Origin of the sequence: Plantactinospora sp. KBS50 (assembly GCF_002285795.1) — a bacterium.
Classification (GTDB): Bacteria; Actinomycetota; Actinomycetes; order Mycobacteriales; family Micromonosporaceae; genus KBS50.
Window position 1 is genome coordinate 5,461,392 of the sequence record NZ_CP022961.1, and the last position, 20,139, is coordinate 5,481,530.

At 73.3% G+C, this 20,139-nt stretch carries 7 protein-coding genes; 2 read left to right on the forward strand and 5 right to left on the reverse strand.

Annotated elements, in window-relative coordinates; translation table 11 throughout:
* Positions 1–9 precede the first annotated feature (9 nt).
* From CIK06_RS23540 to CIK06_RS23555, 5 genes are read right to left on the reverse strand one after another with little or no spacing between them, the layout of a single operon-like run.
* On the reverse strand, positions 10–10,749 hold the full coding sequence (locus tag CIK06_RS23540; protein WP_095566639.1) for a non-ribosomal peptide synthetase: 10,740 nt from the start codon (positions 10,747–10,749) through the stop codon (positions 10–12).
* On the reverse strand, positions 10,716–14,831 hold the full coding sequence (locus CIK06_RS23545; protein WP_095566640.1) for a non-ribosomal peptide synthetase: 4,116 nt from the start codon (positions 14,829–14,831) through the stop codon (positions 10,716–10,718). The genes CIK06_RS23540 and CIK06_RS23545 overlap by 34 nt, the downstream gene beginning before the upstream one ends.
* Positions 14,832–14,851: 20 nt before the next feature.
* On the reverse strand, positions 14,852–15,094 hold the full coding sequence (locus tag CIK06_RS31625; protein ID WP_232533824.1) for a hypothetical protein: 243 nt from the start codon (positions 15,092–15,094) through the stop codon (positions 14,852–14,854).
* Between the two features lie 11 nt (positions 15,095–15,105).
* A complete protein-coding gene (locus tag CIK06_RS23550; protein ID WP_232533825.1) occupies positions 15,106–16,107 on the reverse strand; it encodes a pyridoxal phosphate-dependent aminotransferase in 1,002 nt (333 codons plus the stop codon).
* Positions 16,104–17,354 (reverse strand): KamA family radical SAM protein, encoded by a 1,251-nt coding sequence (locus tag CIK06_RS23555; protein ID WP_369916016.1) that lies wholly within the window; start codon positions 17,352–17,354, stop codon positions 16,104–16,106. Before CIK06_RS23555 ends, CIK06_RS23550 begins: the two co-directional genes overlap by 4 nt.
* Positions 17,355–17,648: 294 nt before the next feature.
* Between CIK06_RS23555 and CIK06_RS23560 the strand changes: the two genes are divergently transcribed.
* Together CIK06_RS23560 and CIK06_RS23565 are read left to right on the forward strand one after the other, a co-directional pair.
* Positions 17,649–18,905 (forward strand): cytochrome P450, encoded by a 1,257-nt coding sequence (locus tag CIK06_RS23560; RefSeq protein WP_095566642.1) that lies wholly within the window; start codon positions 17,649–17,651, stop codon positions 18,903–18,905.
* 7 nt (positions 18,906–18,912) lie between these two features.
* On the forward strand, positions 18,913–20,136 hold the full coding sequence (locus CIK06_RS23565; protein WP_095566643.1) for a cytochrome P450: 1,224 nt from the start codon (positions 18,913–18,915) through the stop codon (positions 20,134–20,136).
* Positions 20,137–20,139 lie beyond the last annotated feature (3 nt).

Genomic DNA, 20,139 nt, shown 5'->3' on the forward strand with positions numbered 1-20,139 from the left:
CGGACCTGCTCACCGTGGTGACCTCCACATCGACTCAAGGTGATCGATCTGCGCCTGGTCGAGCCCGGCGAGGTGCAGATCGGACGGTGTAAACCCGCCGTCGTCCGCTCCCAGCTCCGCCAGGCTGCGGGCCCGGTCCTGCCACGCGCCGGCCAGCGACCGGACCGCGTCCTCGGTCAGCAGCGCGGCCGGCCACGTCCAGGTCGCCCGCAGGATTCGGCCGCCCGGCCGGTCCTCGGCCACCACGTTCAGCGCGAGCGTGTGCGCGACCGGCAACTCCGGGTCGGCCGCGCCGCCGAGCGCGTCGAGCCCCCAGTCGACAGGCTCACCGATCCGGAAGACCCCCAGGTAGTTGACCGCGATCCGGGGCGCAGGCAGCGCGGCGAGCCGGGCGGACGTGCCGGCGTTCAGGTAGCGGAGCAGCCCAAAGCCGAGACCGTCGCCGGGTGTGGCCCGCACCTGCTCCTTGATCCGCTTGACCGCGTCGGCGGGGTCCCGGCCGGGCCCGGCGTCCAGCCGCACCGGGTACGTGCTGGTGAACCAGCCCACGGTCCGGCTGACGTCGGTGCCCGCGATCGTGCCGCGCCCGTGGTTCTCCAGCTCCACGACCAGGCCCGCGTCCGCCGCCGCGCCGAACGCCGTACGGCTCCGGACGGCCAGCGCCAACGCGGTCAGCACCAGGTCCTCCGTACCGCAGCGGAAGGCGTCGGGAACCGTGCCGAGCAGCGGTTCTGCGACGTCCGGGCCCAGCTCGACGGTGAGGTGCCGCAGTGTGCCGGTCGTGTCCCGGTCCGGCACCGGCGTCAACTCCGGCGGCAGCGCCGCCCCGTCGAGCACGCCGGCCCAGTACGGCAGCTCGGCCACCCGCTCCGGGCGCCGCGCCTCCTCGGTCAGCAGGTGAGCCCACCGGCGGAACGACGTGGCCACCGGAGGTACAGCGGCCGTGGAACCAGCCAGGTCCTCCAGGAGGATCCGCCAGGAGACGCCGTCAATCGCGAGGTGGTGGACGGCCAGGAAAAGCCGGCCAGGCTCGTCCGGGCCCGCATCGAACCAGACCGCAACCGCGGTGCGGCCCTCGTCCGGATCCATCCCGCCGACGACACGGCCGGTCTCCTCGGCGAGCACCTCGGCGCGCCGCGCGTCCGGCAGCCCGTGCACGTCGACCCGCTCCACCGCGATCGGCGCCGCGCCGGCCGGTCGTACCTCCAGCGTCCAGTTCCGGCGGCGCAGACGCAGCGCGTCGTGGCGGTCGGTGAGAGCGCACAGCATGCGGTCGAGCTGTTCCTGCCCGGTGTCGGCCGGCACGCTGATCAGCGCGGACTGGTGGAAGTGCGCGGTCGGGCCGCCCAGCTCGCGCAACCAGTGCATGACCGGGGTGAGTGGCAACGACCCCGTGCCGTCGTCGTGGGCCACGGCCGGGAGCGCGGGGGCGGGCGTGGCCACGGCCGCGAGCCCGGCCACGGTACGGTGCCGGAACACGTCGCCGGGCGTGAGCACCAGCCCGGCCCGGCGGGCCCGGCCGCTGAGCCGGATCGCGCCGACGCTGTCGCCGCCGAGCGCGAAGAAGTCGTCATCGATACCGACGCCGGCCACACCGAGCAGCTCGGCGAACGCCTCGCGCAGCGCGGTCTCGGCGGGCGTACGCGGTGTCCGGCCGGGACCGGCCGGAGCGAACTCCGGCTTCGGTAGCGCGGCCCGGTCGAGCTTGCCGTTCGGCGATCTGGGCAACTCCTCGAGGAACATGATCAGGTCCGGGACCATGTGGCCGGGCAGCGACCGCGCGGCGATCGCGCGCAGCTCCGCCGGGTCGGGGGGGCCGTCCACGGCCACGACGTACCCCACGATGTGCTGGGCGGTGCCGCGGTGGACCGTCACGGCGGCCTGCCCGACCGCGGGATGCTCCTGCAGTACGCCCTCGATCTCGGCCGGCTCGATGCGGTAACCGCGCACCTTGACCTGCTCGTCGGCCCGTCCGACGAAATCGAGCTGCCCGTCGGCCCGTAGCCGAACCAGGTCCCCGGTCCGGTACATCCGGGAACCGGGCGGGCCGAACGGGTCGGCCACGAACCGCTCCGCGGTGGCGCGCGGCTGGTGGCGGTACCCGCGCGCCACACCGGGCCCGGCCAGGTACAACTCGGCCGGCACGCCGACCGGCACCGGACACAGTCGCTCGTCGAGCAGCCGCAGCCGGACCCCGCGCAGCGGCGTGCCGATCGGAGCGCCACCTTCGGGGGTCAGCGGACCACCGACGGTGGCGGCGATCGTGGTCTCGGTCGGCCCGTACGCGTTCAGCACCCGGCACCGCCCGGCCCACCGCTGCAGCAGGTACGGCGGGCACGGCTCGCCGCCGATGACGATTGTGGTGCCGTCCGGCAGCGCGTCGTCGGGGAACGCGGCCAGCACCGACGGCGGCACCGCCAGGTGGCTCACCGCGTGCGCGGCCACCAGCGGCGCGAGGTCCTCCGCGACGTTCCATGCGTCGGTCCGGGGCAGCACGACCCGGCCGCCCGCCAGCAGCGTCACGCACATCTCCCAGTACGCGGTGTCGAAGCTAGGCGAGGCCGACTGCAGCATGCGGGTGTCCTCGCCCAGCCGGCCGAGCCGTTCCCGGGAGCCGGCCACCAGATTGACGACGCCTCGGTGCGGCACCTCCACGCCCTTCGGCCGGCCGGTCGAGCCGGAGGTGTAGATGACGTAGGCGGGGTGGTCCGGATGCGACCGTACGCGCGGGTCAGTGTCGTCCGCGGCCCGCAGTTCGGCGCATACCCCGGGGTCGTCCAGGTCCAGCACGGGATGCGTATCCGCCGCCGCCGCGCGCGCCAGCACCAGCACCGGCGCGGCGTCCTCGATCATGTATGCGATCCGCGCGGCCGGGTAGCCGGGATCGATCGGCAGATACGCCGCGCCCGCCTTCGCGATCGCGAGCAGCGCCTCGACCAGCGCGATCCCGCGCGGCAGTCGCACGGCCACCACGGTCTCCGGTCCGGCGCCGCGCGCCATCAGAAGCCGCGCGAGCCGGTTCGCGGCCCTGTTCAGCTCGGCGGCGGTGCGGGTGACCGACCCGGCCACGGCCACGATCGCGTCCGGATCGGCCGCCACCCGCGCCTCGAACAACGACGCGACGGTGTGCGGCGAGCCCGGGTCCGGCGCGGCACCCCCGCCGGTGGCCGTCCAGACCTGCTCGTCCGGGGTGAGGATCTCCAACGCGCTCACGGCCACGTCGGGCTTCACGACGATCTGGCGCAGAATCATCAGGAGCCGGACCGCCAGCGCTTCCACGGTCGCCGGCCGGAACAGCTCGGTGCGGTACTCGAGGCTGCACTCGACGCCGTCCGTGCCGAAGTCGCCGAGCACCCGCTCGCTCAGGCCGAGGGTGAGGTCGAAGCGGGCGATGCCGCTCGGCAGCGGCTCCGGACTGGTCCGCAGGCCGGGCAGGCGCAGGTCGAGGCCCGCGTTGTTGTCCAGCGCGAGCATCACGTTGAACAGCGGATTGTTCCCGGCGGCCCGGTCGGCGCCGACCGCGTCGACCAGGCGCTCGAACGGCAGGTCCTGGTGTGCGAACGCCGCCAGGTCCGTCCCGCGCACCCGGCCGACCAGCTCCCGGAAGCTCGGATCGCCGCTCACGTCCGTCCGCAGCACCAGCGTGTTCACGAAGAAGCCGACTAGATCGTCCAGCTTCTCGTCGGACCGTCCGGCGACCGCCGTGCCGATCGGGATGTCCGTGCCCGCGCCGAGCCGCGAGAGCAGCACCGCGAACGCGGCCTGTACCACCATGAACAGCGTCGACCGGGTCTCCCCCGCCAGCTCCAGCAGGCGCGCGTGCAGGTCGGGGCCGATGACGAACCGGTGGGTGGCGCCCGCGTAGCCGAGTTCCAGCGGCCGAGGATGGTCGGTGGGCAGCGCGAGCCGCTGCGGCATGCCGGCCAGCGTCTCCCGCCAGTACGACAGCTGCGCGCCGGCCGTGCTGTCCGGATCTCCCGTGTCGCCGAGCAGGTCCCGCTGCCATGCCGCGTAGTCCGTGTACTCGACCGGTAGCGGCGGCTGTACCGGTGCCCGACCGGCCCGACGCGCCTCATAGGCCAGCGCCAGGTCGGCCAGCAGCGGGCGCAGCGACCACCCGTCCGCCGCGATGTGGTGGATCAGCAGGAGGAGCACGTGCTCGGTCGCCGACCGCCGCGACAACCAGGCCCGGATCGGGAACTCCGTCGCCAGGTCGAACGCGTGACCGGGATCCCCCTCGCCGACGGCCAGCCGGACCAGTCCGGGACCCGGCGGCGTCACCACCATAAAGGGCTCGCCGTCCCGCTCGACCACCGTGGACCGCAGCGGCTCGTGCCGGCACACCACGTCGTTGACCGCCGTGCCAAGTGCCTCCGCGTCGACCTCGCCCGACAGCCGCAGCAGCAGCGGCACGTTGTAGGTCGCGCTCGCGCCCTCTAGCCGGTGCACGAACCACAGCCGCCGCTGGGCGAAGGACAACGGCACCATTCCCTCGCGGGTACGCCGCCCCAGCGCCACCCGATCGGCGGTACCCAGCCGGCCCGTCAGTCCGGCGGGCGTCCGCGCATCGAACAGGTCTTGAAGGGACACCGTCAGGCCCAGCAGCCCCCGGATCCGGCTCACCACCTGGGTCGCCAGCAGCGAGTGGCCGCCCAGCTCGAAGAAGTCGTCGTCGATGCCGACCCGCGGCACGCCCAGCACGTCCGCGAAGACGCCGCAGACCAGTTCCTCGCGCACCGACCGCGGACCGCGGTTCCCGGCCGGCGCCGCGACCCGCGCGGCCGGCAGCCGGGACCGGTCCACCTTCCCGTTTACCGACAGCGGCAGCTCGTCGAGCACCATGAGCAGGCCCGGCACCATGAACTCCGGCAGTCGGGCGCGCAGGTACTCCCGCACCTCCGCCTGGAGGGTGGCGTGCCGGGACGCGCGGGCCGGCACGTTGGTCCACGGCCCGTCGCCGTCGCCCGGCCGGTAGGCGCCCGTCACCGGCGTGCCGTCCGCGGCGCCGGCGACCAGGACCGCCTCGCAGACGTCCCGGTCCTCCGCCCAGGTGACGACGGTCAAGTACCCGTGCCGGCGGCCGGCCGCGACCACGTGCTCGCGCCGGTCGCCCGGTACCCCGGTGATCCTCAGGCGGTCCGGCGCGTCGGCCAGGCCGTCGACCACCTTGTCACGGTCCCAGGACAGCCCCGGTACGTCTCCGAGGTCGATCGGCACGGTCGGCGCGGTGTACAGCACCGCCTCGTACCGGTAGCGGGTCAGCTCGTTGTCCCGCCGCCCCCGCTTGACGCGGATGTCGACGCCGGACGTCCCGGCGAGCCCGATCAGGAACTCCGGCGCCACCAGCAGTTCCCGCTCCTCCGCGGCGAGCCGCTCGGCCAGCACCGCGGCCTCCCCGGGATCCGCGTCCTGGCCGAGCCGGACGGCCGCGACCGCCGCGTAGAGCGCACGGGCCGCGCGCGGGTCCCGGAGGTCGCCCAGGTAGATCGCGCCGCCCGGCGCGAGCAGCCGGACCGCCTTCTCCAGCACATCGGTGAGGTACTCGGCACTCGGGAAGTACTGCACCACCGAGTTCAGGATGATCGTGTCGAAGCCGGCACCGGGCAGCGTGTCGATCGCGTCCGCCGGAACCGGGTGCAGCCGCACCCGGTCCCGGAGGCCGGGCCGCGCCACCACGTGCCGCCGCAACCCTTCGATCGCCTCCCCGGAGAGGTCCGTCCCCCAGTACGTCTCGCAGTCCGGCGCGAGCGGCGCGAGCAGCAGGCCGCTGCCGACGCCGATCTCCAGCACCCGCCGCGGGCGCAGCCGCCGGATCGCGGCCACCGTCTCGGCGCGCCACTCCCGCATGTCGGGCAGCGGGATCGGCGCCCCGTCCAGTGCGCTGTGCCAGCCGGAGAAGTCCTCGCCGAAGCCGGCGTCGGCACCGGTCTCCTCGTACTGGCTGCGGAACACGTCCCGCCACGCGTCCACCTGGGCCGCCTCACCGCCGGACGGCGCGTCCGGGGCGGGCACCAGGTAGCCGATCAGGCCCTGATCCCGTACGGTGACGGCCGCTGCCCGCACCCGCGGGTGCGCGGACAGCATCGCCTCCACCTCGCCGGGCTCGATCCGGTAGCCGCGCACCTTGACCTGGTCGTCCGCCCGCCCGGCGAAGCCCAGCGTGCCGTCCGCCGACCAGCGGGCCAGGTCGCCGGTGCGGTACATCCGGTCGCCGGGCGCGCCGAAGGGGCAGGCGACGAAGCGCTCGGCGGTGAGGCCAGGCCGGTGCAGGTACGCGTCGGCGAGGCCCGGACCGGCGACGTACAGCTCCCCGGTGACGCCGGGCGGCACCGGGCGCAGCCGCGCGTCCAGCACATACACCCGCATGCCGTGCACCGGCCGGCCGATCGGCGGCACCCCGTCCCCGGTCAACGGTGAGCTGATCGTGGCACACACCGTGGTCTCCGTCGGGCCGTACGCGTTGAACATCGTCCGGCCCCGGGACCAGCGGCGCACTAGATCCGGTGGGCAGGCCTCGCCGGCCACCACCAGTGTCGTGACCGAGGGCAGGTCACGGTCGCCGAGCGCGACCAGTGCGGAAGGCGGCAGCGTCAGGTGGGTGACCCCGAACTCGGCAGCCGTCGCGGACAGCGGGTCTCCGGGCAGCAGCCGGGCGGCCGGCACGGTGACCAGCGTCGCGCCGGTCAGCAGCGCCATCACCAGCTCCCAGAACGCCGCGTCGAAACTCGGCGACGCGAACTGCAGGACCCGGCTGCCCGGTCCGGCGCCGAACCACGCGCGCTGCGCCTCGGCGAGCGGAGCCGCCCCACGGTGGCTGACCACCACGCCCTTCGGTCGTCCGGTGGACCCCGAGGTGTAGAGCACGTAGGCGGGCGCGTCCGGGGGAACCGCGACGCCGCCCGGTCCGGCGGGCGCGGCGGCCAGCTCCGCCACGATCTCCGGATCGTCCAGGAACAGGTCGGCCGGGCGCCCGAGCTCCGAGGCACGCGTGGTCACCAGCAGCGTGGGCCGGGCGTCGTCCAGCAGGTAGGCGATCCGGGCCTGCGGGTACGCCGGGTCGACCGGCAGGTACGCGGCGCCGGTCTTGCCTACTGCCAGCATCGCGGTCACCAGGTCCGGCCCGCGGTGCAGCGCGAGCGCGACGATCCGCCCCGGCCCGACGCCCCGGCCGCGCAGCAGGTACGCCAGGCGGTCGGAGCGCTCGTCCAGCTCGCGATAGGTGAGCCGGCCGGCGTGGGACAGTATCGCCGGCGCGTCCGGCCGGAGCCGGGCCTGCCGGGTGAAGAGCTCCGGCACGGACGCCGCCTCGGGCACCGCGCGTCCGGTGGCGTTCCAGGTCTCCAGCATGAGCCGGCGCTCGGAGTCGTCGATCAGGCTGAGCGCGCCGATGCGCCGGTCGGGGTCGGTGGCGAACCCGCGCAGCAGCCGGTCGAGCCGGGTGGCGAGGCGGTCGACGGTGTCCGCGTCGAACATCGCGGTCGAGTACTCCAGGTATCCGTCGAGACCCCGCGGCCGGCCGTCCGGGGCGTACGCCTCGTTGAGGCTCAGCGACAGGTCGAACTTGGAGACGCCGGGCGTGGTGTCGACCGGCTCGACCCGCAGGCCGGGCAGCGAGTAGTCCGCGGCCGGAGCGTTCTGCAGCACCACCAGAACCTGGAAGAGCGCCTGGTGGGACAGCGACCGCTCCGGGTTCAGGTGCTCGACCAGGAGGTCGAAGGGCAGATCCTGGTGCGCGTACGCGTCGAGCGCGGTAGCCCGGACCCGGTGCAGCAGCTCCCGGAAGGTCGGGTCGCCGCTGGTGTCCGTGCGCAGCACCAGCGTGTTGACGAAAAACCCGACCAGGCCCTCCAGCTTCTCGTCGGTACGACCGGCGATCGGCGCCCCGATGGGCAGGTCGGTGCCCGCGCCGGAGTGGGTCAGCAGCACCGCGAACGCCGCCTGCACCACCATGAACAGCGTGGTGTGTGTCCGCCGGGCGAGGTCCAGCAGCTCCGCGTGCAGCCCGGCGTCGAGGTGCACGGGGAGTACGTCGCCGACGAACGTGTTGATCGCCGGGCGCGGCCGATCGGCCGGCAGCGTGAGCTGTTCGGGCATGCCGGCCAGCGTGTCCCGCCAGTGGGCCAGTTGCGCCCTGGCCACGCTCGCCGGGTCGTCCGGGTCGCCGAGTAGGTCCCGCTGCCAGGACGTGTAGTCGGCGTACTCCACCGGCAGCGGCGCCCACGCCGGAGCCCGGCCCGCGCGACGCGCCTCGTAGGCCGTGGCCAGGTCGGTCAGCAGCGGGCGCAGGGACCAGCCGTCCGCCGCGATGTGGTGCACCAGCAGCAGGAACACGTGCTCGGTCGCCGAGACGGAGAACAATGACGCCCGAACCGGGAACATCGCGCTCAGGTCGAACGGGTAGCGCACCGCCTCGTGCAGCACGCCGGGCAGGTCGTCCTCGTCGACCTCGCGGACGTCCAGGCGCACCAGGCCGGCGGCGGGCGGGGAGACCACCATGGCCGGCCCATCCTCGCGACCTTCCACCGTGGACCGCAACGGCTCGTGCCGGCACACCAGGTCGTTGACGGCCGCGCTCAGCGCCTGCACGTCGACCGCACCGGACAGGCGCAGCGCCAGGGGCACGTTGTAGGTCGCGCCCTCGCCCTCCAGGCGGTGCACGAACCAGAGCCGGCGCTGGGCGAAGGACAAGGGCACCGTCCCCTCCCGGGCGTGCCGGCCGAGCGCCGGACGATCCGCGGTGTTCAGCCGGTCCGCCAGGCCGGCGGGCGTCCGTACCGCGAACAGGTCCTGGATCCGCAGCTCCAGCCCGAGCAGGCTCCGGATCCGGCTGACCACCTGGGTCGCCAGCAGCGAGTGGCCGCCCAACTCGAAGAAGTCGTCGTCGATGCCGACGCGTGGCACGCCCAGCACGTCCGCGAAGACGCCGCAGATCAGCTCCTCGCGTACCGACCGGGGGCCGCGGCCGCCCACCGCTGCCTCGCCCGTCACCTCGGGCAGCCGGGACCGGTCCACCTTCCCGTTCACCGACAGTGGCAGTTCGGGCAGCACCGCCCACAGCCCAGGGACCATGAACTCCGGCAGCCGGGCGCGCGCCGCCGCCCGTACCCGTCCGGTGTCGATCGGGTTGCCGGCCGCGGGCACGAGGTAGGCCACGAGCCGGCGGCCGACGGCCGGGTCCCGCACCACGGTCACGAACGCCTCCGCGACCGCGGGGTCCTCGGCGAGCACCGACTGAATCTCGCCGAGCTCGATCCGATGGCCACGGATCTTGACCTGGTCGTCGTCCCGGCCGACGAACTCCAGCTCACCGTCGGTCCGCAACCGCACCAGATCCCCGGTGCGGTACATCCGCCCGCCCGGCGCACCGAACGGGCATGCCAAGAACCGCGACGCGGTCAGGCCCGGCCGTCCGAGGTATCCGCGCGCCACGCCGTGGCCCGCGAGGTACAGCTCGCCGGTCACGTTCGGCGGCACCGGGCGCAGCCGTGCGTCCAGCACGTAGCCGCAGTCGCCGTCGAGGGTCCGCCCGATCGGCACGGTCTCGGCGTCGTCCGGGACGTCGGTCACCACGCCGGCGTACGCGAAGGTGGTCGTCTCCGTAGGGCCGTAGACGTGCACGACCCGCGTCCGCGGGCAGCTCCGCACTGCGCGCCGAACCGTGCTCGGCGACACCAGCTCTCCGCCGAACCAGATCTGGCGCACGCCGGCCAGCGCGGCGGGCCGCTCCTCGATCAGGTGGTTGAACAGCGCGGTGGTGAGGAAGACCGCCGTCACCGCCCGGGACTCGAGCAGGCCGGCGAGGCGCAACGAATCCGTTGTGCCGGACGGCGCGAGCACGCACTGCCCACCGCGCAGCAGCGGCACCCACATCTCGTAGGTCGAGGCGTCGAACGCGTACGGCGAGTGGACCAGGACCCGCTCGTGGCCGTCGTCCCAGTGCCGGTCACCGGCCAGGCTCAGCACGTTCGCGTGGGTGACCCCGATACCCTTCGGCTCGCCGGTGCTGCCGGAGGTGAACATCACATACGCCAGGTCGTCCGGGCGGCCGGTGTGCAGCCTCACCGGCTGTGGTATCGACGACGCCGGGTCGCCGATCCGGACCACGGGTCTGCCGCCCGCCTCCTGGTGCGCGGTGTCCACCAGAAGCGCGGTAACGCCGGCCCGGTCGAGGACGAACTCGCGGCGCCGCGGCGGGTCGCCCGGATTCAGCGGCACGTAGGCGGCGCCCAGCCGCAACACCGCGAGGGTGGCCGCGATCAGCGCCGGCGAGCGCTCGACCAGCACCGCGACCCGGTCGCCGGGACGGACCCCGGCGTCGCGCAGCCGCGCAGCGAGCACGGCCGCCGCCTCATCCAGCCGTCGGTACGTCCAGGTGTCGCCGTCCGCGGCCCGGATCGCGACCGCGTCTGGCGTCCGCGCGGCCGTCTCCGCGAACCGTTGCTGCACGGTGGTGCCGGGAGCGGTGCCGAGCGGGCCGCCGTTCCACTCGTCCAGAATCCGGGCCCGTTCCGCCGGGGAGAGCAGCGTGATGTCGCCGACGCGGACCTCGGGATCCCGCACGGCCGTGTCCAGCACGCGCACCAGCCGCTCGCCGAGCAGCGCCACCGAGGCCGGGTCGAACAGGTCGGCGGCGTACTCGATGACGCCGCGGAGCCCGGCGTCCGGCTCCTCGTCGAGGCTCACCGTGAGGTCGAAGCGGGAGGTACCGGTACGGATCACCTCGGCGCGCGCGCCGAGGCCGGCCGGCACGGTGGGGCGGGCGTGTTGTTCAGCACCAGCATCACCTGGAACAGCGGCTGGTGGGACAGCGACCGCTCCGGGTTGAGGTCCTCCACCAAGCGCTCGAACGGCAGGTCCTGGTGCGCGAACGCCGCCAGGTCCGCCGCGCGCACCCGGCCGATCAGCTCCCGGAACGTCGGGTCGCCGCCCAGGTCTGTCCGCAGCACCACGGTGTTGACGAAGAACCCGACGAGGTCGTCCAGCTTCTCGTCGGTCCGGCCCGCCACCGCGGTGCCGATCGGCACGTCCGTGCCCGCGCCCGACCGACAGAGCAGCACCGCCAGCGCGGCCTGTACCACCATGAACGGCGTCGACCTGGTCGCCCGCGCCAGCTCGACCAGCCGCGCGTGCAGTTCAGCGCCGATGACGAACCCGTGGTTGCCGCCGGCCTGGTCGCGCACGGCCGGGCGCGACCGGTCGGCCGGCAGCGCGATAGCCGGTGGCAGCCCGTCCAGCGCGGCACGCCAGTGGTCCAGGTCCGCAGCCCACGCCCCGTCCTCCTCGCCGGCCAGGTCCCGTTGCCAGAGCGCGTAGTCCGCGTACTCGACCGGCAGCGGCTCCCACACCGGGGCCCGGCCCGCCCGACGCGCCGCATAGGCGATCGCCAGGTCGCGCAACAGCGGCCCCACCGACCAGCCGTCCGTCGCGATGTGATGCATCAGCAGCAGAAGGACGCGCCCGTCGAAGAACAGCGCGCGGATCGGCAGCTCCGAGGCCAGGTCGAAGGCGTACCCGACCGCGTCCTCCGGCGCGCCCCGGCCGGCGACGATCTCGACCAGGCCCGGCCCGGGCGGGGTCACCACCAGGTACGGCTCACCGTCCCGCTCCGCCACGGTCGAGCGCAGCGGCTCGTGCCGGCACACCACGTCGTTGACCGCCGCGCCCAGCGCCCCGGCGTCGACGTCACCGTCGAAGCGCAGCGCCAGCGGTACGTTGTAGGTGGCCCCGGCACCGGCCAGCCGGTCGACGAACCACAACCGTCGCTGCGCGAAGGAGAGTGGCACGCCGCCGTCCCGGTCGCGCCGCCGCAGGCCGCCCCGGTCGATGGCGTCCAGCCGCTCGGCCAGTCCGCCCGGCGTCCGCAGGTCGAAGAGTTCCTGGATGGACACCTCGACGCCGAGTTCCGCGCGCAGGCGGATGATCAGGCGGGTGGCCAGCAGCGAGTGGCCGCCGAGGTCGAAGAAGCTGTCGTCCGGCCCGACCTGCGGAACCCGCAGGACATCGGCGAAGAGCCGGCAGAGGTTGCGCTCGAGATCGGTCTGGTGCCGATCCTGCGGTGCTGCTGGTGCCACTCGGTCGGTCCCCGGGGCGGGCAGCGCGGCCCGGTCGACCTTGCCGTTCGGCAGCAGCGGCAGCTCGCCGAGCACTACGAACGCGTCCGGTACCAGGTATTCCGGCAGCCGGGCCGCCGCGAACGCCTTGAGGCTGGTGGTGTCCCGGCCCGCGGCCGAGGCCGGCACCACGTAGGCGACCAGCGCGTCGTACCGGGCCACGGCCACGATCTGTGCCACGTCGGGGTGGCGGCCGAGCACGGCCTGCACCTCGCCGGGTTCGACCCGGTGGCCACGGATCTTGACCTGGTCGTCGTCCCGGCCGACGAACTCCAGCTCACCGTCGGTCCGCAACCGCACCAGATCCCCGGTGCGGTACATCCGCCCGCCAGGCGCACCGAACGGGCACGCCAAGAACCGCGACGCGGTCAGGCCCGGCCGTCCGGCGTACCCGCGGGCGAGGCTGTTGCCGGAGACGTAGAGCTCGCCGACGGCACCGGGACGGACCGGGCGTAGCGCATCGTCGAGCACGTGCACGGCCGTGCCACGCACCGGGGTACCGAGCGGCGGCGGCCCGTCGCCGGCCAACGGCGTGCTGATGGTGGCGCACACCGTGGTCTCGGTCGGGCCGTAAGCGTTCATCATCCGGCGTCCCGGCGCCCATCGGCCGGCGATCGCCTCGCCGATCGCCTCGCCGGCGACCAGGAGCGTACTGACGCCCGGCAGCGTGGCTTCGCCCATCGCGGACAGCGCGGAGGGTGGCACCGTCAGGTGCGTCACGCCGTGCGCCCCAGCCAGCGCGGCCAGCTCGTCGCCGGGGCGCAGCCGGTCCTGCGCGGCCACCACCAGGGTGGCGCCGGCAAGTAGCCCCATCGCGGTCTCCCAGAAGGATGCGTCGAAGCTGGGCGAGGCGAACTGCAGCACCCGGGCGCCGGGGCCAGCGCCGAGCCGGTCCCGCTGCGTGGCGACCAGGTCGCCGACGCCGGCGTGCGTGACCACCACTCCCTTCGGCCGGCCGGTCGAGCCGGAGGTGTAGATGACGTAGGCGGGATTGCCAGAAGCACAGGTCCGGGCCGCCGTCACGGCTTCAGCCTCGAGGTCGAGCTCGTCGAGCCGGATGACCGGCGGGCCGGCCGACTCGTACGCCTGGTCGGTCAGCACCAGCAGCGGGTGCGCGTCGGCGAGCATGAACTCGATCCGGTCGGCCGGGTAGGACGGATCCACCGGCAGGAAGGCCGCGCCCGCGTGCCACGTCGCGAGCATCGCCGTCACCAACGCCCGCCCGCGCGGCAGCATCAGGGCGATCACCGTCTCGGCGCCGGCACCGCGGCGGGCGAGCACCGTGCCCAGCCGCTCGGCGTCCGCGCGCAGGTCCCGGTAGGTGACCACGTCGCCGCCGGCCGCGTCGTCGACGAGCGCCAGCAGATCCGGCCGGGCGTCCGCCGCCGCGGCGAAGTGCGCCCACGCGGTCCCGGTCGGACCCGGCGACTCCGGGCCCGGGCCCGACAGCCGCGCACCCGCCGCCGCGTCGGCCAGCCGTTGCGCCACGTCCGCCGCGTGCCGGGCCACGCTGGCCTCGTCGTACACGCCGCCGTTCGCCCACAGTTTGAGCTGCAGCCCGCCGGTCGCGGACTCCTGCAGCATCACCTCCAGATCGTCCACCGGACCGATGGCGATCCAGTGTCGGACCGCGGCCCGGCCGCCGAACGCCGGCTCGGCCGCGAAGGAGAGCACGTTCACGATCGGCCCGAACAGCTTCGGCCGGTCGGCACCGCCGCGCAGCTCACGGCTCAGCCGCTCGTACGGGTAGCGCTGATGGGCCGCTGCGCCGCGGATCCACCGGTCGACCTGCCCGGCGAGGTCGTCCAGGCCGGCCCCCTCCGCGATCCGCAGCCGCATGGGCTGCATGTTCGCCAGCATGCCCGGCACTGCACGCGCCACCGGCGTGGTCCGGCCGGTGACGGGCAGCGTCAGCACCAGGTCCGTCCGGCCAGTCAGCGCCCCGACCCAACTCGCGACGGTCGCCACAGCCAGCCGTGACCAGCGGATCGACAGCCGGTCGGCCCGCGCCCGGAGACCGTCCAGCACCGGCACACCGAGATCCGTCCGGTGCAGCACAAACTCCGGTTGCGCCGGGGCGGACCGGCCACCGAGGAGGATCGGCGCGGGCACCGGACTGAGCAGCCCGGTCCAGTGTCGCCGGTCGTCCTCCGGCGCCGCGGAGTTGAGGTAGGACGCGTCCTCGGCCAGCAGGTCGCGCAGCGAGCCGAGTGCCGGGCCGACGTCGCGGCCTGCCAGTAGCGCGTCGTAGACCTCCGCCGCGCGCCGGGTCAGCAGCCATACGCCGTACCCGTCCAGGACGGCGTGGTGGTAGCGCTGGTACCAGAGGTACCGCTCGTCGCCGACGCGCAGCAGGGCCTGGGCGTGTGTCGGCCCGGTCGAGAGATCGACCGGCCGCGACAGCTCGGCCCGCATCCAGGTCTCCGCTTCCGCGATCGGCACGGCCGCGGACCGCAGGTCGACGACCGGCACCGGCGTCTCGGCCGACGCCGTGAGGTATTGCGCGGGTCCGTCCGCGTCGGCGCGGAAGCGGGTGTGCAACGCCTCCGTCTCGCGCACCGCCGTGCGCACCGCCGCGATGAACTCGGTGACCCGGATCGGCCCGTGGATCTCGAGGTACGAGGCCTGGTTGTACCCCCAGCCGGTCGGATCGAGCTCATGCCCGTAGTAGGAACCCAGCTGCGCGGCCGTCAACGGCCACCGCTCCCCCGTGTCGAACATCGATCTCACCTTCGCTCGGGTCAGTCCGTCAGCCGAGCCAGCCCGTCGGCCAGCTGTCGCAGGGCGTCCTTGGCGGCGGGCAGGCCCATCGGGTCGTCCGCCTCCATCGCTTCCCGGTACGCCTCCGGTTCGTCGCCGAAGAGCAGGCTCGTGGCCGCGCGGAAGCGCAGCGCGGCCGGGTCGTCGCCGAAATGGTGGCCGCCGAGGACTGCGATCCCGCACCTGCGCAGCAGCTCCCGCTCCAGCGAGGCGGAGTCGTGCACGCCCTGCCGGGCTAGGTCACCGGCGAGCTGACGGAAGTCGGGGTAGATGTAGAAGCCCCGGACGGCGCCCGGCAGTTGGCACCGGCAGCCACCACCACCTGGTGCACGGCCTGGGTGGCGGCCGCGTGCATCCGCGCGCCGGCCCGGACGTAGTCGGCCAGGTCGGGCGGCTCGCCGAACGCGTACTCGACCACCGACTGCACCGGCCCGGCCAGCGACGACCACACCTCGCTCGCGGTCGCCAGCACGCGCGAGCGCAACAGTTCTCCCCGCGCACCGGCCGGGAACCGGGCCGCGCCGGCCCGCCAGCCACCGAGCGCGTGCGTCTTGCTCAGCCCGGTCGTGATCACGGTACGGTCACCGGCCACCTCGGCCGGACTCAGGTAGTCGCGGTCCGGATCGTGTGCCAGGTCCCGGTAGATCTCGTCCGCCACCAGCACCAGGTCGTACGCGTCCGCGACGTCGCAGATCCGTCGCACCACGCCGGGCGGCGCGGTGGTGCCGGTCGGGTTGTCCGGCAGCGCCATGATCAGCAGCCGCGGGTGGCCGCCCTCGGCGCGCGCCCGGTGCACGGCGCTCGCCAGCAGGTCCGGGTCTGGGACGCCGCCGCACTCGGCGGGGACGTCGACCCAGAAGACCCGCCGGCCGAGCAGGCGGGCCTGTGGCGCGTACGTCAGCCAGCACGGCCGGGGCAACAACACGTCACCGTCCACGGCCGCGATCAGCGCGAACAGCAGCGGCTTGCTCCCCGGTGCGAGGACGACCTGGTCGGACTCGGTCGGCAGCCGGCGCCGTCCGAAGTAGCCGGCGACCGCGGCCCGCGCGGCCTCGTCGCCGGCGACCGGCCCGTAGGCACGCCGGTGCGCGCCGGCCAACAGTGCTTCGACCAGGCCGGAGTGCAGGGGCAGCCGCGCCTCACCGAAGCCCAGGTGCAGCAGCCGCTCCCCACGGGCACGCCGGCGGTTGATCTCCTGGTCGAGCGCGAGGTTGGCCGACACGGCCCGGGTGATCATGCGGTCACCTCGGTCTGCGGGTGCGCCAGCGCGTGCCTGAGATCCGCCGGGGTGTCCGGGCGCGGGGTCAGCTCCGTGATCCAGGCCGCGTCCGGCGACCCGTCGGCACGGAACGGGCAGCCGACCAGGTCCGGGTTACGGGCCTGTAGGAACCTCAGCTGAAAGACCCCTCCGTCGGCGCCGTCGACCACGACCTTTCCCGCCTCGGTGGACATCACCGGACCGCGGACCGTGCGGGCCAGGCCCGGCAGCCGGCGGTACGCCTCGGCGAAGATCTCGGCGGCCCGCTGCAGCGGCACCCGGAAATAGTCGTGCGGGCCGGTGTCCCGCGCGACGAAGAGGTAATAGGGAACGCAGCCCGCAGCAATCTGGGCCCGCCACAGCGACGTCCACACGTCCGGGTCATCATTGACATGGGCGATCAACGGTGCCTGGCAATAGATGACGGCACCGGTCGACCGAATACGGGAAATTGCTTTCTCGGCCATCGGCGACGCAATTTCGCGGTCATGGCTGAAATGGGCCATGACCGCCATCGTCCGGCCCGATTCCACGACCTCGGCGAATAGCCGCAGCAGGTCGTCCGCGTCCGGGTCCGTGACGAATCGCTGCGGCCAGTACGCCGGCGCCTTCGTTCCCATCCTGATCACCCGCAGCGTCGGCACCGCCAGCAGCGGCCGCAGATGACCGCGCAGCCGGTCCGCGGACATCACGGCTGGATCGCCGCCGGTGACCAGGACGTCGTTGACCTCGGGGTGTTCCCGCAGATATCGCACCAGAGCGTCCGGGCCGGGCGCGGCGAACCGCAGGTCGGCGTCGCCCACGAACTGCGCCCAGCGGAAGCAGTACGTGCAGTACGCGTGGCACGTCTGCCCCTGGCTAGGGAAGTAGAGCACGGTCTCCCGGTATTTGTGCTGGAGACCGGGGATAGCGACGCCGTCGCGGCGGGGCACGTTGAGGTCGAGCTGCCCGCCCGGGTGCGGGTTCAGCTCCGCACGGATGCGGCGCACGACGGCCGTCACGCCGGGGTCCGCGTCGGCGCGGCCGTCCAGCGCGCGCAGCGCGGCGGCGTGCTCGTCGCTGAGCATGCCCGGTTGCGGGAAGACGAGCTGGAACATCGGGTCCGCCGGGACCCGGGACCAGTCGATGAGTTCATCGAGCACGTACTCGTTGATCCGGAAAGGCAGCACGCGGGAGAACATCCGCACCGTGTCGCGCACCTCGGCCGCCATCGGATAGCGGCGCACTATCTCGTCCAATTGACGTGGCCCGAATGCACGGAAACGGGACCCGCTCTCGATCGTCCGGTACACGTGTGGCGTCCCCCGTAAGAGCTCGACTGCCGATGCAGCGGTTCCGATCGTACGGAGACGGGAAGCGTACCCGTCCGGTTTGGCAATTTACGGACGTCAAGGTGGCAGCTTGTGGTCACTCCACTGCTCAGAGCGCTGTCGCGCCGTTTCGCGCCGCTAGCCTCGAGATCACCGGCTGGGAGCACCGCCGGTCATCTCCGTCCCTCTTCCGTGAGGAGCTGCGCTGCGATGACCCACTCCGTGGGGCCCGATGCGGGACCCGACCTCGCCATCGCCTCCGACGATCCACCCCGCCCCCCGACCGGGGTCGGCGACGGCCGCGCGTTGGGTGCCTGGCTCGACGTCATGCGCGCCTCCCACCCGGTGTGGCGCGATCCGCTGACCGGTTCCGCCCACGTGTTCCGGTACCACGACCTGCTGCACGTGCTGTCCACTCCGGAGGTCTACGGCTCGGACTTCACCGGCGTCATGCCGCCGTCCGACCCCAGCGCGCCCAACTTCGCGGAGGGCGTGCTGACCATGATCGACCCGCCGCGGCACGGCAAGCTCCGGCGCCTGGTGTCGCAGGCGTTCACCCCGCGGGTGATCACCGCGCTGGAGCCGCGCATCATTCAGCTGACCAAGGAACTGCTGGACACGGTGGCCGACCAGGACGAGTTCGACCTGGTCGCGGTCATGGCGCACCCGCTGCCGGTCATCGTGATCGCGGAGATGCTCGGCATCCCGGCCGAGGACCGGGAGCTGTTCCGGGCCTGGGGCGAGGCGCTGCTCTCCACCAACTACGAGTTGGAGACCGGGGAGGTACCGGACAACTCCGCGCTGCCACCGGACGTGGTCGCGCAGCTCACCGAGATGCGGGACTACCTGCTCCGGCACGTCGACCTGCACCGCCGTGACCCGCGGGACAACCTCACCAGCCGCCTGGCCTTCGCCGAGGTGGACGGCGACCGGCTCACCGACCAGGAGATCGTCAGCTTCCTCAACTTCCTGCTGCTGGCCGGCCACCTCACCACCTCACTGCTGATGGGCAACTCGCTGCTGTGCTTCGCCGAGGCGCCCGAGGCGGAGGCCGCCGCCCGGGCGAACCGCGCCCTGATCCCCGGGGCGATCGAGGAGGTGCTGCGGTTCAAGCCGCCGGTGGTGATGCAGGCACGGCTCACCGTGGTGGATACCGTGCTGGCCGGCGTCGAGCTGCCCGCCCGCACGCCAGTGATGGGCTGGCCGATGTCCGGCAACCGGGACGAGCGGCAGTACCGTTCGCCGTCCACGTTCGACATCACCCGCAACCCGAACCCGCACCTGACGTTCGGGCACGGCATCCACTTCTGCATCGGCGCGCCCCTGGGCCGGATGGAGGCGCGCAGCGTCCTCAACGAACTGTTCGACCGCTACCGGTCGATCGAGATCGGCGAACCCCGCTACTACGACCGCAGCCCGGACGTGTTCGGCGTCAAGGCCCTTCCCGTCACCGTCAAGCACTCCTGAGGACGACATGACTTCCGCATCGCACGACGAGGCACTCCAGGCCGGTCCGCCACCCGTGGTCGGCGATGGCCGCGCGCTCTACGACTGGCTGCGGCGCGCGCGCGACGCCGGCCCGGTCTGGCACGACACCGCCAACGACGCGTACCACGTGCTGCGGCACGACGAGGTGGTCGGTGTGCTCTCCGAGCCCTTGATCTTCTCGTCCGACTTCAGCTCCCTCGCGCCGCCACCGGAGCCGGGCATGCCGAACTTCACCGAGGCGTCGCTCAGCGTCACCGACCCGCCCATGCACACCCAGCTCCGGAAGATCATCAGCCAGGCGTTCACGCCACGCATGATCGCCGGGCTGGAGCCACGGATCACCGCGCTCGCGACCGATCTGCTCGACGCGATCGAGGGCCGCGACACCATAGAGATGGTCCAGGACCTGGCCGCGCCGCTGCCCGTCGTGGTCATCGCGGAGATGCTCGGCATCCCCAGCGACGACTGGGCCACGTTCCGCCGCTGGGCGGAGTACCTGCTCCCGGACGCCGCGGACGTCACGGCCGGACAGTTCGAGGAGGGCGGATACGCCAAGACCCGGGCCGCCGAACTGAACGAGATGGCCGACTACTTGCTGGCGCACGTGCACGACCGGCGCAGGAGCCCCAAGGACGACCTGTTCACGCGTCTGGTCGAGGCCACCGCGGACGGGGATCGCCTCACCGACAAGCAGGTAGTCAACTTCTCGGTCTTCCTGCTGTTGGCCGGGCACCTCACCACCACGCTGACGCTCACCAACGCCGTGCTCGCCTTCAACGACAGCCCCGGCACGCTGGAGAGGGTGCGCGCGGACCGGTCGCTGGTGCCCGGCGCGCTCGAGGAGGTGCTCCGCTTCCGTCCGCCAGTCTCTTTCCTCTACCGCTTCACCACGCAGGATGCCGTGATCGCCGGCACGCCGGTGCCGCCCGGGAAGATCGTCGTCAATTGGATCCACTCGGTCAACCGGGATCCGCGGCGGTTCGTCGAGCCGGACCGGTTCGACCCGGGCCGCTCGCCGAACCCGCACCTGACGTTCTCCCACGGGATCCACTACTGCCTCGGGGTACCGTTGGCGCGGTTGGAGTTCTCCGTGGTGTTCGGCGCGATCCTAAACCGCTACCGCGCCTTGGAGTGCGGCACGCCCGAGTTCCACCAGCGGCCGGACATCTTCGGCGTCACCCGGCTGCCCGTCACCCTCCACGCGGCCTGACGA